Here is a 14,465-nt window from a genome sequence, read left to right on the forward strand (position 1 = left end):
GTCAGGGGCCAAACGAAATAGCCGCCGCGGTGGCTACGAACATGATCTGCAGAACGGTGCGCTGGCCGAGCGGGGTGACCGGTTGCCCGGCCAGGGTCAGCCCCCGGCGGGCGGCCGAGACGTTGGCCGGGAACATCGCGAGCATCAAGAGGCCGAGCCCGGCGGCGGCCAGGCGGGCGGTTGCCGGAATCAGCAGGCCGACCGCGCCGACCAGCTCCAACACGCCGGTGACGGTGACCAGCAGCCCAGGGCGGGGCATGCCGGGCGGGACCATTGCGATCAGGTCGGTGCGGCGCTGGCCGGCGAAGTGCGCCACGGCGGTCAGCGTGAACATCAGGGCCAGTCCGACCCGTAGTGCGGGGTGCCAGCCGTCCACCGCGTCGACGCCGGCGAAGCCGGTCAACCGGGCCAGTGCGGTGCCGACCAGCAGGGCGATCAGGGGTGCCATTGGAATCCTCCTCGTGAACTTGTCAGTGACAAGATTGCCTGGGCGAGTGGCATCTTGTCAATGGCAAGATAGGATTCGGGTATGACCGGAACGCGCGCCTACCACCACGGCGATCTGCGCCGTGCCCTGCTCGCCGCCGCGGTCGAAGCGATCGAGGAGGTGGGGCCCGTCGCGCTGAGCCTGCGCGACCTGGCCCGCCGGGCCGGCGTCTCGCACGCCGCGCCCGCCCACCACTTCGGCGACAAGGCCGGGCTGCTCACCGCGCTGGCCGCCCAGGGCTTCGACCTGTTGGCGCAGGCGCTGACCGCGACGGCCGACGACCTGTTGGACGCCGGTGTCGCGTACGTCGACTTCGCCGTCCGGCACCGCGCGCACTTCGAGGTGATGTTCCGGACCGAGCTCTACCGGGCCGACGACGCCGAACTGGTCGCCGCACAGGAGCGCGCCGGTGCCGCGCTCCGGTCGGGGGTGGCCGCACTGCCCGCCCGTGGCGCGCCCGTCGACGCCGACAGCGACGCGCTCGCCGCCTGGTCGATCGCGCACGGCTTCGCGACCCTCTGGCTGGCCGGCGCACTGCCGGACCGGGTCGGCGACAACCCCAGCGACGCAGCCCGCGAAGTCCTCAAGCGCCTGACCCGGTAACCACCCACCCCTCCACGGCGTCGATCATGGAGTTGTGGTGGGGGCTCGCCCATTGGTGCCCCTTGTGTGAGGCACCACAACTTCATGATCGACACGTCCGTGGGATGCGGGATCACCAGCTCGTGGGCAGCGGCATCCCCTCGGTGAAGCCGGCGGCGCTCTGCACACCGACGACCGCCCGCTCGTGGAACTGCGCCAGGTCCCGCGCGCCGGCATAGGTGAAGGCGCTGCGGACCCCGGCGATGATCTCGTCGATCAGGTCCTCGACGCCGGGCCGGGCCGGGTCCAGGTGCATCCGGGCCGAGGAGATGCCCTCCTCGAACACCGCCTTACGGGCGCGGTCGTAGGGGCTGTCGTCGGCGGTACGGGCGCTGACCGCCCGCGCCGAAGCCATCCCGAAGCTCTCCTTGTACCGCCGACCGTCGGCGTCGGTGTACAGATCGCCGGGGGACTCGTAGGTGCCGGCGAACCACGAACCGATCATCACGTTCGAGGCGCCGGCGGCGAGCGCGAGCGCCACGTCACGGGGGTGCCGCACGCCGCCGTCGGCCCAGACGTGCCGGCCGAGCTCGCGGGCCGCCACCGAGCAGTCGAGCACGGCGGAGAACTGGGGTCGGCCCACGCCGGTCATCATCCGGGTGGTGCACATCGCCCCCGGGCCGACGCCGACCTTGATGATGTCGGCGCCCGCCTCGACCAGGTCACGTACCCCCTCGGCGGTCACCACGTTGCCGGCCGCCACCGGCACCCCCGGGTTCAGCTTGCGGACCGCCCGCAGCGCCGACATCATCCGCGCCTGGTGGCCGTGAGCGGTGTCCACGACCAGCGTGTCCACCCCCGCCTCCAGCAGCGCGGCGGCCTTGCCGGTGACGTCCCCGTTGATCCCGACCGCGGCCGCGATGCGCAGCCGACCCCGGTCGTCCACCGCCGGCGTGTAGAGCGTGGCCCGCAACGCGCCCTGGCGGGTCAACACCCCGACCAGTCGGCCGTCGGCGTCCACCACCGGGGCGAGCCGGCGTCGCCCCGCGGAGAGCAGGTCGAAGCCGGTACGCGGGTCCGCGTCCGCCGGGACGGTGTGCAGCTCGGTGGACATCACGTGCCGCAACTGGGCGAACCGGTCCACGCCCATGGTGTCCGCCTCGGTGACCACGCCCATTGGCCGGCCGGCCTCGTCGACCACGATCACCGCGCCGTGTGAGCGCTTCGGCAGCAGGTGGATGGCGTCACCCACGGTCTCGGTCGGACCGAGCGTGATCGGCGTGTCGTAGACCAGGTGCCGTTGCTTCACCCAGGCGACGACGTTCGCCACCACCTCGATCGGGATGTCCTGCGGAATCACGGCGATCGCGCCCCGCCGGGCCACCGTCTCGGCCATCCGCCGACCGGCGACGGCGGTCATGTTCGACACCACCAGCGGAATGGTGGTGCCCGTGCCGTCGCCCGTGGACAGGTCGACATCGAGCCGGGAGCCCAGGTCGGAGCGGGCCGGCGCCATGAAGACGTCGGTGTAGGTCAGGTCGTGCGCGGGGGCCGCGCCGTGAAGGAACTGCACCTGGCCATCATTCCTGCCCCCGACCGTCCGCGCCCACGTCGGTGCCGCAAACCACCCCCGCGCCGAGCGCCACCACGGACAAAGTGTTAGGAAGGGCCCCTTCTTATGCACCAGGCGTTAATAAGGTGCCCTTCCTTCAGGCGATGGTGCAGATCGCGGCGCCGGCGGTGATCACGGCGCCGACCTCGGCGGAGAGTCCGCTGACCGTGCCGGCCTTGTGGGCGTGCAGCGGCTGCTCCATCTTCATCGCCTCCAGCACCACCACCAGGTCGCCCTCGGCGACGGTGTCGCCGTCCGCCACTGCGATCTTGACGATGGTGCCCTGCATCGGCGAGGCGAGGGTGTCGCCGCCGACCGGGGCACCGGCCTTGGCGCCGCCGCGCCGGGTCGACTTGCGCGCGGCCGGTGCGGCGGTGGTCGTACCCCCGCCGAAGCCTGCGGGGAGGCTGACCTCCAACCGCTTGCCGCCCACCTCGACCACCACGGTCTCGCGCTCGACCGGCGCCTCGGCGGCGCTGGCGGCGGCGGCGAACGGCGGCACGGTGTTGTGGAACTCCGTCTCGATCCACCGGGTGTGCACGGTGAACGGCTCGGCGGTGAACGCCTCGTCCCGCACCACCAGCCGGTGGAACGGCAGCGCGGTGGCCATCCCCTCGAGCACCATCTCGTCCAGCGCGCGGCGGGCCCGCTCCAGCGCCTCGGTGCGCGTCTCGCCGGTGATGATCACCTTGGCCAGCAGGGAGTCGAAGTTGCCGCCGATCACGTCGCCGGCCGAGATGCCGGTGTCCACCCGGACACCGGGGCCGGTGGGCAGCCGCAGGGCGGTGACGGTGCCGGGGGCGGGCAGGAAGTTGCGGCCCGGGTCCTCGCCGTTGATCCGGAACTCGATCGAGTGCCCGCGCGGCGTCGGGTCCTCCGTGATGCGCAGCTTCTCGCCGTCGGCGATCCGGAACTGCTCGCGGACCAGGTCGATGCCGGCGGTCTCCTCGGTCACCGGGTGCTCGACCTGGAGCCGGGTGTTGACCTCCAGGAAGGAGATGGTGCCGTCCACGCCGACCAGGTATTCCACCGTGCCGGCGCCGTGGTAGCCGGCCTCGCGGCAGATTGCCTTGGCGCTCTCGTGAATCTGGGCCCGCTGGGCGTCGCTGAGGAACGGCGCGGGGGCCTCCTCAACCAGCTTCTGGTGTCGCCGCTGCAACGAGCAGTCCCGGGTGCCGACCACGATCACGTTGCCGTGCTGGTCGGCGAGGACCTGCGCCTCGACGTGCCGCGGCTGGTCCAGGTAGCGCTCGACGAAGCACTCGCCCCGGCCGAACGCCGCGACGGCCTCCCGGGTGGCCGACTCGAACAGCTGGGGGATCTCCTCCATGGTCCGGGCCACCTTGAGCCCGCGCCCGCCACCACCGAAGGCGGCCTTGATGGCGACCGGCAGGCCGTGGTCGATGGCGAACGCCATCACCTCGTCCGGGCTGGCGACCGGGTCGGGGGTGCCGGGGACCAGCGGCGCGCCGGCGCGCTGGGCGATGTGCCGGGCGGTGACCTTGTCACCCAGGTCGCGGATCGCCTGCGGGGTGGGGCCGATCCAGGTCAGCCCGGCGTCGATGACCGCCTGGGCGAAGTCGGCGTTCTCGGACAGGAAGCCGTAGCCGGGGTGCACGGCGTCGGCGCCGGCCCGGGCGGCCACGTCGAGCAGCTTGTCGATGCGCAGGTACGTGTCGGTCGCGCTGTCCCCGCCGAGCGCGTACGCCTCGTCCGCGAGCGTGGCGTGCAGGGCGTCGCGGTCGGAGTCCGCGTACACGGCGACGCTGCCGATTCCAGCGTCGCGGCAGGCGCGGATCACCCGGACGGCGATCTCGCCGCGGTTGGCGATGAGTACCTTGCGCACCTTCGTGGCTCCTCCCGGCAGGTTACTGACGGGGAGTGTATCGGCCGCCCTGGTGGCCCTAACGATCGCTCAGTGTGGGATGCCGCACTGTGCGTGCCGCGCTCTAGTCAAACTTGCCTATTACGCTTGTCCGGTGTCTGCGACTCGGATGATGATTCTCGGTCTGGTGCGGTGGATGCAGCCCGTGCACGGCTATGACGTGCGCCGCGAGCTGCTGAGCTGGAGCGCCGACAAGTGGGCCAACGTGCAGCCCGGCTCGATCTACCACGCGCTGCGAAAGCTCACCGAGGAAGGGCTGCTCCGCGCCGTCGCGACCGAGCAGGTCGGTGCCCGTCCGGCGCGGACCACGTACGAGGTGACTCCCAAGGGTGAGGACGAGTTCGAGACGTTGCTGCGGGGCCTCTGGTGGAACTTCTCCGAGCCGGTGGACCCGTTCGCGGCGGCCTTCTCCTTCCTCCCCGCGATGCCGCGGCCCGAGGCGGCGGCGGCTCTGCGCAACCGGGCCAACCTGCTGCGCGCCGGCATCGAGTCGATGCGCGCCTCGCTTGAGTCGGACTGGGTGCGCAACACCAAGCCGGTCCACGTCGGTTGGATGTTCGAGCTGTGGTCGGCGCGGGCCGAGGCCGAGATGGCCTGGTGCGAGCGGATCGCCGAGAAAATCGATTCCGGAGTGTCGTACCTACCTGCTGAGCTGGAGAGCGCCGAGGGTTGGCCGCAGTGGACGGACGGGACCGAGCCGGCCGCTCCCAACGCGGAATAATCAACGTTGACCATAAGAGCTATATCGCGTTAGCCTGCTGACGGCACAGCGGGGGAGTGCGCCGTCCGGCGTCGTCCCCTTCGACGGCCGGCGCGACCGGCCCGGACGACCAGGAGCAGAAATGATCGAGACCAGGGGGCTGCGGAAGTCGTTCCGCTCCCGCGCGGGTCGAGAGACGAAGACGGTGGACGCCGTGCGGGGTGTCAACCTCGAGGTCGCCGAGGGCGAGATCTTCGGCTTCCTCGGCCCGAACGGCGCCGGCAAGACCACCACGCTGCGGATGCTCGCCACGCTGATCGAGCCGGACGGCGGCGAGGCCACCATCGCTGGCGCGGACCTGCGCAAGGACCCGGCCGAGGTGCGCCGCCGGATCGGCTACGTCCCGCAGGGCGGTAGCACCTGGGACGAGTCCACCGCCCGCGAGGAGCTGGTGCTGCACGCCCGGATGTACGGCATCGGCAAGGCCGACGCGCAGCGCCGCGCAGCCCGCGCGCTGGACGCCTTTCAGCTCACCGAGTACGCCGACCGCAAGTGCAAGACCTACTCCGGCGGCCAGCGCCGGCGGGTGGAGATCGCGCTCGGCATCATCCACGAGCCGAAGATCGTCTTCCTGGACGAGCCGACCACCGGCCTCGACCCGCAGAGCCGCGCGCACATGTGGGACGAGATCCGGCGGCTGCGCCGGGACGGGATGACCGTCTTCATCACCACCCACTACCTCGACGAGGCCGACGCGCTCTGCGACCGGATCGCGATCATGGACAACGGCGAGGTGGTGGCCGAGGGCACCCCGGCCGAGCTCAAGCGGGAGATCTCCGGCGACGTGGTGCTGGTCGGCCTCGACCTGGCCGCCACCCCGCAGGCCGCCCAGGCGCTCGACGGCGAGCCGTACGTCAACAAGCTGGAAACCGCCGACGAGGGCGGCCTGCGCCTCTACGTCGACGAGGGCGCCACCGCCATCCCGCAGGTGCTGCGCCGACTCGACAACGCCGGGCTGGAGCTGCGCTCGATCGAGCTGCACCGGCCCAGCCTGGACGACGTCTTCCTGACCAAGACCGGCCGCTCGCTGCGCGAGTCCTGACCACCCGGAGACGACTCATGAAATTCGCCCGTGACACGTGGCTGATCTTCCAGCGGCAGATCCAACTCCTGCTGCGTAACCCGGTCTGGGTCTTCGTCGGCGTCTTCCAGCCGGTGATGTACCTGCTGCTCTTCGCCCCACTGCTCAAGCCGGCGCTGAACGCGCCCACCCAGGCCGCCGCCTACAAGATCTTCGTACCCGGTCTGCTGGTGCTGCTGGCCATCTTCGGTGGCCTGTTCCAGGGCTTCGGCCTGATCGCCGAGCTGCGCGCCGGGGTCATCGAACGCTCCCGGGTCACCCCGATCAGCCGGCTCGCTCTGCTGCTCGGCCGCTCGCTGCGCGACGTGGTCTCGCTGCTCGTGCAGGCGGTCATCATCACCCTGCTGGCGCTCCTGTTCGACCTGCGGGTGTTCATCGGGGACCTGCTGCTCGCGTACCTGATGCTCGCCCTGATCGCGCTGATGACCTCGGCCGTCTCGTACGGCGTCGCGCTCAAGGTCAAGAGCGAGGACGCGCTGGCCCCGCTGATGAACACGGTGGCGCAGCCGGTGCTGCTGCTCTCCGGAATCCTGCTGCCGCTCACGTTCGCGCCCGGCTGGTTGCAGGCCATCGCCGACTGGAACCCGTTCTCCTGGGCGGTCGACGGCACCCGGGCGCTGTTCGCCGGGGACCTCGGCAGCGACAAGGTCTGGCAGGGCCTGACCATCACCGCGGTGCTCGCCGCGGCGGGGGTCGTCTGGGCCGCACGCCAGTTCGCCCGCAGCGTCCGCTGACGTTCGCGCTCCGGATGTCGGGGTGTCCTTCGCGCGAGGACACCTCGACATCCGCGTTCACGGTTGCCTGCGTTCAGCGCACCCGGGCGAGGGTCAGGCCGTCCGCGACCGGCAGCATCACCGGGTCCACCCGTACGTCGGCCAGCACCTCGTCGTTGAAGGCGGCGATGGCCCGGTCGTCGGCGTTCTGCGGTGCGATCACCCGCCCGCCGCGCAGCACGTTGTCGACGGCGATCACCCCGCCGGGGCGCATCCGGGGCACCAGCTCCGCCCAGTAGACCGGGTAGCCGGTCTTGTCCGCGTCAATGAACGCGAAGTCCAGGTACCGCTCGTGCGGCAGCTCCCGTAGCCGGTCCCCGGCCGGGCCGATACGCAGGTCGATCCGGTCCTGCACGCCCGCGCGAGCCCAGTAGCGCCGGGCGATGCCGGTGAACTCCTCGGAGATGTCAAAGCAGGTCAGCTGCCCGCCCTCGGGCAACCCGCGGGCGATCGCCAGCGACGAGAGCCCGGTGAACGTGCCGACCTCGACGGCCTGCCGCGTGCCGAGCAGCCGGGTGAGGAAGGTCAGGAACGCAGCCTGTTCCGGAGCCACCTGCATCGTGGCGTGCTCCGGCAGCACCGACCGGGTCTCCTCGGCCAGGTCCCGGATGATCTTGTCTGGCGGGGCTCCGTGCGCCACCAGGTAGGCGTGCAGCTCGTCGGTGAGCGGGATCGATTTGGTGGTCATGACCGGACGTTACCGAGCGGCTCGACCGACTGGCCGCCGGGCGCGACCTTCGTCCACAGATCCGTGATCCGCAGGTCCAGCTCGGCGAGGAGGCGGCGCAGCAGCGGCATCGACAGCCCGATCACCGTCCCCGGGTCACCCTCGATCCGCTCCACGAACGGCCCGCCCAGCCCGTCGATGGTGAACGCGCCGGCCACCGCCAGCGGCTCGCCACTGGCCACGTAGGCGGCGATCTCGTCGTCACTGATGTCGGCGAAGTGGACGGTGGTCGAGGCCACCGCCTCAGCGCGCCGCCCGGCGACAACGTCGATCAAACAGTGTCCGCTGTGCAGGACGCCGCTGCGCCCCCGCATGCGCTGCCAGCGCCGGGTGGCGTCCGCCGGATCCGCCGGCTTGCCGAGGATCTCCCCGTCGAACGCGAGCACCGAGTCGCAGCCGATCACCAACGTCCGCTGGTCGGTCGCCGGGCTCAGCCGGGTCAGCACAGCCTGTGCCTTGAGCCGCGCCAACTCCAGGCACAGCTCCTCGGCCCGATCGGTCACGACCAGGGATTCGTCCACCCCGCTGACCAGCACGTCCGGCTCGATGCCGGCGGCCTGGAGTGACTTGCGACGGGCTGGGCTCGCCGAGGCGAGCACGAGACGGAGCGGCAGGGATGCAGACACCCGACCGACGTTACCGGCTCACCACCCTGGCCACGACCATCCGCCCCGCGCCGGCCCGTGCCCACCAGTTCACCCGCTCTTGATCGACTCGATTTCATTGATACCGGGCGGTCCCACCACCCCCCACACCGCGACATCAATGATCCCGAGTCGATCACTGTGCCGTCTTCCGGTCAGCGACTGACCCGGGGAGGCGGATCGTCCCCGCGCCGCCGCCGACGCACCACCAGCACCCACCCAGCACCGGCGGCCACGATCACCCCGAGGGTGGCCAGACCGCCCACCGACGCGCCGCCGTCGTCGTCCGGCTGAGCGCCGGCCGTCGTGGTCGGGCCACCGCCGGCCGGCGCGCTCGCCGACTCGAACCCCAACGGGGGTACGTCTGCCGTCAGCGCCGCAACGAGGTCGATCACGCCGTAGCCGTACTCGTCGTCGCGCCCGGGCGAACCCTTGTCTACGGCGGTGGCCGTGAGGCGGTGCGCCACCTCCTGCGCGGGAAGGTAGGGGTACTTGGACCTGATCAACGCCGCCGCCCCCGCCACGATCGCCGTCGCGTCGGAAGTGCCGGTTCCCTTGCGGTACTTACCGTTGGTGCTCGTGCTGTAGATGTCGACCGCCGGTGCAACCACGTCAATCTCCGGACCGGTCACCGAGATCGCGGCATGATTCCCGTCCCGATCGATACCCCCGACAGCAATAACGCCCGGATACGAGGCCGGGAAGCTGACGAACTGATCGCGTGGCTTGTTGCCTACCGCTGCAACGACGATTACATCCGCCCGTGTGGCGGCTTCGACGGCTCTTTGTAGATTGGGGTTCGGTCCAGCAACAGACGAGACGCTGACGATTTCGGCTCCGTGGGCGATGGCATATTCGATTCCAGCCGCAAGATTGTCGCTATTACCCGCCTCGTCCGTAACCTGGATCCGAATGGGGAGAATGCCAGCTCCTGGCGCAATGCCTAAGGCTCCCGTTGTGTTGCCACGTCCATGAGCGGCAATCAGGCCTGCCATGCCAGTGCCGTGACTGCTCGCATCGTCTAGACCGTCGCCGGTGCCTCCGGAAATGAGATCGGCGCCGGGCAACAGATTGCTTCGAAGGTCAGGATGTTTTTCGACACCAGTGTCTGGCACGGCCACTATAACTCCGTTGCCTCGGCTGATTCCTTGGGCCTCGGTGGTATGGAGATAACGAAGGTGCCATTGGTCACCACGAATTACTTTTACACCCGGCGGGTCTGGCGTGGTGTGCGCTGGCAGTGGGAGTTGCAGCACGGCGGCGCTCAGGCTGGCCAGGGCCGTCCAGGCGGCATGAGGCTTATCGATCAAGGCCAATGGCGGGGCCGGGATCGATCGGATCCTGTTTGTCGGGCGGGCGGACCACAGGGTCAACACCCTGATCTGTCTCCCACGGATGTTCGGGATCCCAGGGACGCCGCTCATCGCGCTGAGCTTCCCGAGGGTTCAGGCGAGATGCGCCACCACCTGGAGGGATGATGCTCGGAGCACCGCCGAACGGCGGGGATCCGTGTGGTAAGCCCGGGCTCCGGCCACTACCCGGTCGAGACCCCGCTCCGCCTGTAGGTCCAGTGCCGGCGCCTCCGCCACCGATCACGCCGCCGACTGGATTTGTGCGACGAGGTGGAGTGCTTGCGCCGGGCTGTCCGAGTCCAGTTCCGGGGATGCCCCCAATCAAGCCTCCCGGAGGCATTGGACGTGGCTGCGCGGGTGGGACTGCATGAGTTGGCGTCGCATTTCCGCTGCCCCGACCGTTGATGGAATGGGGCTGCGAGCCAAGCGTCTTGGAGTTCGTAACTGGCGGGATGCCCGGCGACCGGGACGGCGGTCCGAGATTCGACGTCGGGCTTGCTGGCGTTGTTGCCGTGGGTCCAAGACCTGGACCAGTGTTTGCGGGCGCGTTGGCTAGCCCGGTGGCCGCCGCGCCAAGCACAGGCCCGAGCCCGGGAGCAATCGGCGACTCAACAGGCCGGACGGTCGCGTGCGGCCGGGCTGCGGAAGATGTCGTCGGAGGCGCGGGCACGATGGGAGGAATAACGGGGGCGGCAGATCCGCCGTATACATCTGAGTTCGCTTGGTCGGCGACCGGTTTGGTTTTTGGTGGTGGAGGTGGTTTTTGGAGGGTGGCTTGGGCTTGTTGGAGTTCGCCGCTGAGGTTGAACATCATGCCCCGCGCCTGCGCGTTCAGCCGTTCCAGTTCGGCGTCGGTCACCGGTGATTCGGTGACTCGGCTGCCCATGACCGCTTTCGGGTCGGCGGCCGTGGCCTCGTACGCCTGTTTCCGCTGGAGCTTGGTCGCGTACTCCTCATGGATCTTGCGAAGCTCGGCGCGGGTGGTGCCGATGGCCTGGGTGGCGGCGGAGAGCGCGGTGTAGTTGGCGGCGGCGGCGTCGTGGGTGTGCCGCACCTTGTCGATCAGGTCATCGAGTTGGGCGAGGTACGTGCGGGAGGCGGCGCTGGTTTCGGGCGGCCACGCCTCGGCGAGACCGCGCCGGTATTCCTGGAGCCGGCCGAGGTGGATCTGGGCCAGGTCGCAGACCTTGCGCCAGCCGGCGACCTGCTTCCAGTGGTTGGCGGTGTCGTGGTCCTGCAGGCAGGCCCACATGCTGTTGACGTCCATCAGTTGCCAGTCGGTGACGCCGGAGGTGCGGCCGCTGCCCCGTTCGATCACGGCAGCACCACCGGCCTGTCCCCGTCGGCGCCGGTCGGGTCGGGCAGCATCGGGGTCGGGCCTCCGGGCAGGACGGTCCCCGGGTCGGCGAGTGCCCGCTGCACGTCCACGACGCGGGCGGCCGAGAAGGCGTCGGCGTCGGAGTATTGGGTGGCGACCCGGTCGGCGACGGCGGCCAGGTGGCCGGTGGCGCCTCGGACGGCGTACACCATGTCGGCGGTGGCCTGCTGTGTCTCGTGGTGCGCCTGCAGGAAGGTGACCAGCTCGATGAAGGCGTCGCACGGGTTGGGCAGTTGGGCGGACATGTCGTCGGCGATGTACGACAGGTGTGGCGCGTAGTTGCTCTCGACCTCCGCGGCGAGCCGGTCGGCGAACTCTCGGAGTTGGCGGATGTCGGCCTCGATGCCGCCGTAGTTGCGCAGCCAGGGGGTTGGCCGGTCCTCTTCGGGGATCATCGATCCTCCCTACCCGTCACGGCACCGTTTCCCTGAGTGAGGTTAACGGCTGGGAGCGACGCTGGCAGCCCCCGCACGGCGGGTCGGGTCAGCGGGGCAGATCGGCGGAGCGCCATCCGCCCGGGCGGGCCGTGAGCACCGCGCCGGCCGGTCGACCGCTGCGAGCCCAGGCCGACGTGGCTACCGGCGCGGAGGCGGCGGCCGGGCGGGACCGGACGACGATCGCCCCCACGAGGGCGGCCAGTTCCTCGGTGGTGGGCACGCCGCGGACGACCCGGAACAACGGCTCTTCGGCAGACATGACGCCAGGGTACGCGCCGCGAAGTTACCGACAATGCGGAGTGGCGTGCCGGCGGTGTGACGATCAGGGGGTCCGGGTACCGTCTCACCGATGTCGAACGCGCTTCCCCAACTCGTCGCTGACCGATACCGGCTCCTGTCGCCGCTCGGCCAGGGCGGCATGGGTCGGGTGTGGAAGGCGCGCGACGAGGTGCTGCACCGGGACGTGGCCATCAAGGAGTTGGTGCCGCCGCCCGGCCTCACCGACGAGGAACGCCGCGAGATGCGGGAGCGCTCGCTGCGCGAGGCCCGGGCCATCGCCCGGCTCAACCACGTCAATGTGGTGCGCATCTTCGACGTTCTCCGCACCGACGGCGATCCGTGGATCGTCATGGAGTACGTGGCGTCGAAGTCGTTACAGGACACCCTCGCCGAGAGCGGGCCGGTGCCGCCGGCCCGCGCGGTCGAGATCGGCCTCGGCGTGCTGGGCGCCCTCAACGCCGCGCACAAGGCGGGCGTCATGCACCGCGACGTCAAGCCGGGCAACGTGCTGCTCGGCGACGACGGCCGGGTGGTGCTGACCGATTTTGGTCTCGCGACCATCCCGGGCGACCCGAACGTCACCCGCACCGGCATGGTGCTCGGTTCGCCCGCGTACATCTCTCCGGAGCGTGCCCGGGAGGGCACCGCCGGGCCGGAGGCCGACCTGTGGTCGCTGGGCGCGACGCTCTACGCGGCGGTCGAGGGCAAGTCGCCGTACGCGCGGCCGTCGGCGATCGCCACGCTGGCCGCGCTGGCCACCGAGCCGATGCCGCCGCCGAAGAACGCCGGTCCACTCAAGCCGGTGCTCAACGGGCTGTTGCGCAAGGACCCGAACGAGCGGATCAACGCCGAGGTGGCGGAGCGGCTGTTGCGCCGCGCCGGTGGCAAGCGGGCGCGCAGCATCTCGCTGCTGGATGGCGTACGCCGGCCCGGGCCGAACGGTCCGCGCGAGCCGCGCCCGCCGCTGGTGCCGGCGCCGCGACCCGCCGACAAGGGCGCTGACCGGCCGGTTTCGCCGCCGGCCCCGCGGACCCCGCCGGCAGCCGCGGCCGTGACTCCCGTCGTCGACACCAGCTCGACGCCCAGTGATGCGAGCCCGACGGCCGTCGTGCCTCCCGCTGCGGACGCCGACCCGACCGCGCCGGTTTCGGCCGAGCCGACCGCCACGATCGACCGCCCGGACACCGCCGAGGCCGACCCGACGGCGAAGGTGACGGCCGCGGTCGGCACATCCGCCGACGGCACGACGAAGGCCGACGACGAGCCGACCGAGGTCGACGGCCCGCCGGTGGCGCCGGAACAGCGCAGGCCGCCGACCCCGACGTCGGTCATGTCGACCCCGGTGAGCCCCGCCGGGCGTGCGTCCGTGCCGCTCTATGGCGGTACGAAGCCGAACAACACCCGGCGCAACCTGCTGATCGGGGCCGTGGTGGCCCTGCTGCTGATCGGCCTCGTGGTGATCGTGCCGCTGCTCACCAAGGGCGACGGCGACGAGAGCCCGCAGGCCGGCCCGACCGGGGGTGCCGCTACCTCGGCTCCGGCGCCGCAGACCACGGCTCCGGCGGTGCCCCCGCCCACCAGCGGCGCGCCCAGCCCGACGGCCTCGGCCACCCCGTCGGTCGATCCGAACGCGCTGCCGGCGGGCTGGAAGCTGCACAAGGACCTGGCCGGCTTCGCCCTGCCACTGCCGGACGGCTGGTCGCGCCGGCAGGTCGACGGCATCACGGTCGTCTTCAGCCAGAACAACGGGCCGGGTGAACTGCTCGTGCAGTGGACCAGCACTCCGGCGAAGGACGCCGTCAAGGACTGGCAGGCGCAGGAGCCGAACCGGAAGAGGCTCGTCAACAACTACCAGTATCTCAGCATCAATGCCTGCGACTTCTGGAAGACCTGCGGCGACTGGGAGTGGCTGGAGACCCGGGACGGGACCCGCATCCACGTCCGCAACCGCGGCTTCGTCACCGCCAGCAACCGCGGTTACGCCCTGCGGTGGGAGATCGCGGAGAAGGACTGGCAGGCCAACCTGCCGAACTTCGACCGGATCGCCAAGGGCTTCGTGCCCGACCGCAAGGACTGAGCATGACCTTCCGTCGTCCGGGGTATGTGACCTTCGACGACGGAAGGAGGCACGACATGGGTTACCGACGGAGGGACGCTCGGCCCCGGCTGGCACTGTGGATGCTCGTCGCGCTCGGCGACGCCGTCCTGCTGCTGGTCAGCGCGGGAATCTGGGCGCTCATCGCGCTGCTCAGCGTCGTGACCGTTGCCGTCTGCGGGGTGACTGCCTGGCGGCTGACCCGGCGGAGCGCTCTGGCCAGTGAGGACGCTCCGGTGGTGGTGCCGGCGATGAGCCGACGGCGGGCCTGACCCGTACCGGTGGTGTGGCGGCAGCCGGACCGATTGTCGACCGTGCGGTGACAGCCGATCCCGCTGCCGCCAACCGCCTCCCCAGGCGGATCAGGCGGACC

Annotated in this window: 15 protein-coding genes; 6 read left to right on the forward strand and 9 right to left on the reverse strand. The window is 70.7% G+C overall.

From position 1 onward, the window contains the following. Window position 1: 1 nt before the first annotated feature. Window positions 2–448, reverse strand: coding sequence for a DoxX family protein (locus ACWD6N_RS00495; RefSeq protein ID WP_354962650.1), 447 nt, complete (start codon window positions 446–448; stop codon window positions 2–4). An 81-nt stretch (window positions 449–529) separates the two neighbouring features. On the opposite strand from ACWD6N_RS00495, the gene ACWD6N_RS00500 reads away from it, so the two are divergent. Next, window positions 530–1,090 carry a TetR/AcrR family transcriptional regulator gene (locus ACWD6N_RS00500; RefSeq protein ID WP_354962651.1) on the forward strand — a complete coding sequence of 187 codons (561 nt, stop codon included), beginning with the start codon at window positions 530–532 and terminating at the stop codon, window positions 1,088–1,090. Between the two features lie 112 nt (window positions 1,091–1,202). On the opposite strand, the gene ACWD6N_RS00505 is transcribed toward ACWD6N_RS00500, so the two are convergent. Further along, window positions 1,203–2,642: a GuaB1 family IMP dehydrogenase-related protein gene (locus ACWD6N_RS00505; protein WP_450004266.1), complete on the reverse strand. Its 1,440-nt coding sequence runs from the start codon at window positions 2,640–2,642 to the stop codon at window positions 1,203–1,205. Window positions 2,643–2,778: 136 nt separating this feature from the next. Next, window positions 2,779–4,527 carry an acetyl/propionyl/methylcrotonyl-CoA carboxylase subunit alpha gene (locus ACWD6N_RS00510; protein ID WP_450004267.1) on the reverse strand — a complete coding sequence of 583 codons (1,749 nt, stop codon included), beginning with the start codon at window positions 4,525–4,527 and terminating at the stop codon, window positions 2,779–2,781. 148 nt (window positions 4,528–4,675) lie between these two features. Between ACWD6N_RS00510 and ACWD6N_RS00515 the strand changes: the two genes are divergently transcribed. The 3 genes from ACWD6N_RS00515 (at window position 4,676) to ACWD6N_RS00525 (ending at window position 7,141) form a co-directional block, all read left to right on the forward strand. After that, window positions 4,676–5,287, forward strand: coding sequence for a PadR family transcriptional regulator (locus ACWD6N_RS00515; protein WP_449937052.1), 612 nt, complete (start codon window positions 4,676–4,678; stop codon window positions 5,285–5,287). A 121-nt stretch (window positions 5,288–5,408) separates the two neighbouring features. Then, the gene (locus tag ACWD6N_RS00520; protein WP_354962654.1) at window positions 5,409–6,368 is read left to right on the forward strand and encodes an ATP-binding cassette domain-containing protein; all 960 of its coding nucleotides are present in this window, start codon (window positions 5,409–5,411) and stop codon (window positions 6,366–6,368) included. Between the two features lie 17 nt (window positions 6,369–6,385). Then, entirely contained in the window at window positions 6,386–7,141 is a 756-nt protein-coding gene (locus ACWD6N_RS00525) for an ABC transporter permease (RefSeq protein WP_354962655.1), read from the forward strand. Window positions 7,142–7,214: 73 nt separating this feature from the next. Here the strand turns inward: ACWD6N_RS00525 and ACWD6N_RS00530 are convergent, their stop codons facing one another. The 6 genes from ACWD6N_RS00530 to ACWD6N_RS00555 all read right to left on the reverse strand — a co-directional run bounded on the left by ACWD6N_RS00530 (window position 7,215) and on the right by ACWD6N_RS00555 (window position 11,977). Beyond that, window positions 7,215–7,868 (reverse strand): O-methyltransferase, encoded by a 654-nt coding sequence (locus tag ACWD6N_RS00530; RefSeq protein WP_450004268.1) that lies wholly within the window; start codon window positions 7,866–7,868, stop codon window positions 7,215–7,217. After that, entirely contained in the window at window positions 7,865–8,533 is a 669-nt protein-coding gene (locus ACWD6N_RS00535; protein WP_387323258.1) for a Maf family protein, read from the reverse strand. Before ACWD6N_RS00535 ends, ACWD6N_RS00530 begins: the two co-directional genes overlap by 4 nt. A 173-nt stretch (window positions 8,534–8,706) precedes the next feature. Further along, window positions 8,707–9,792 (reverse strand): type VII secretion-associated serine protease mycosin, encoded by a 1,086-nt coding sequence (gene mycP / locus ACWD6N_RS00540; protein ID WP_450004372.1) that lies wholly within the window; start codon window positions 9,790–9,792, stop codon window positions 8,707–8,709. A gap of 58 nt (window positions 9,793–9,850) precedes the next feature. Further along, entirely contained in the window at window positions 9,851–11,221 is a 1,371-nt protein-coding gene (locus tag ACWD6N_RS00545) for a hypothetical protein (protein WP_450004269.1), read from the reverse strand. Continuing rightward, entirely contained in the window at window positions 11,218–11,676 is a 459-nt protein-coding gene (locus ACWD6N_RS00550; protein WP_450004270.1) for a hypothetical protein, read from the reverse strand. Before ACWD6N_RS00550 ends, ACWD6N_RS00545 begins: the two co-directional genes overlap by 4 nt. 88 nt (window positions 11,677–11,764) lie before the next feature. Then, window positions 11,765–11,977: an acyl-CoA carboxylase subunit epsilon gene (locus tag ACWD6N_RS00555; RefSeq protein WP_450004271.1), complete on the reverse strand. Its 213-nt coding sequence runs from the start codon at window positions 11,975–11,977 to the stop codon at window positions 11,765–11,767. A 90-nt stretch (window positions 11,978–12,067) separates the two neighbouring features. Between ACWD6N_RS00555 and ACWD6N_RS00560 the strand changes: the two genes are divergently transcribed. Then, a complete protein-coding gene (locus ACWD6N_RS00560) occupies window positions 12,068–14,074 on the forward strand; it encodes a protein kinase domain-containing protein (RefSeq protein ID WP_450004272.1) in 2,007 nt (668 codons plus the stop codon). 56 nt (window positions 14,075–14,130) lie between these two features. Continuing rightward, complete coding sequence (locus tag ACWD6N_RS00565) at window positions 14,131–14,364, forward strand: hypothetical protein (RefSeq protein ID WP_450004273.1); 234 nt, start codon at window positions 14,131–14,133, stop codon at window positions 14,362–14,364. Window positions 14,365–14,465: the final 101 nt, after the last annotated feature.

It is taken from the genome of Micromonospora sp. NPDC005163 (genome assembly GCF_053599835.1).

What these genes read in the sequence shown, in the direction of transcription:
- ACWD6N_RS00495 (WP_354962650.1), bottom strand. Translation starts at nt 448, where the DNA reads ATGGCACCCCTGATCGCCCTGCTGGTCGGCACCGCACTGGCCCGGTTG.
- ACWD6N_RS00530 (WP_450004268.1), bottom strand. Translation starts at nt 7,868, where the DNA reads ATGACCACCAAATCGATCCCGCTCACCGACGAGCTGCACGCCTACCTG.
- ACWD6N_RS00565 (WP_450004273.1), top strand. Translation starts at nt 14,131, where the DNA reads ATGGGTTACCGACGGAGGGACGCTCGGCCCCGGCTGGCACTGTGGATG.
- ACWD6N_RS00550 (WP_450004270.1), bottom strand. Translation starts at nt 11,676, where the DNA reads ATGATCCCCGAAGAGGACCGGCCAACCCCCTGGCTGCGCAACTACGGC.
- ACWD6N_RS00525 (WP_354962655.1), top strand. Translation starts at nt 6,386, where the DNA reads ATGAAATTCGCCCGTGACACGTGGCTGATCTTCCAGCGGCAGATCCAA.
- ACWD6N_RS00520 (WP_354962654.1), top strand. Translation starts at nt 5,409, where the DNA reads ATGATCGAGACCAGGGGGCTGCGGAAGTCGTTCCGCTCCCGCGCGGGT.
- ACWD6N_RS00515 (WP_449937052.1), top strand. Translation starts at nt 4,676, where the DNA reads ATGATGATTCTCGGTCTGGTGCGGTGGATGCAGCCCGTGCACGGCTAT.
- ACWD6N_RS00560 (WP_450004272.1), top strand. Translation starts at nt 12,068, where the DNA reads ATGTCGAACGCGCTTCCCCAACTCGTCGCTGACCGATACCGGCTCCTG.
- ACWD6N_RS00500 (WP_354962651.1), top strand. Translation starts at nt 530, where the DNA reads ATGACCGGAACGCGCGCCTACCACCACGGCGATCTGCGCCGTGCCCTG.
- ACWD6N_RS00555 (WP_450004271.1), bottom strand. Translation starts at nt 11,977, where the DNA reads ATGTCTGCCGAAGAGCCGTTGTTCCGGGTCGTCCGCGGCGTGCCCACC.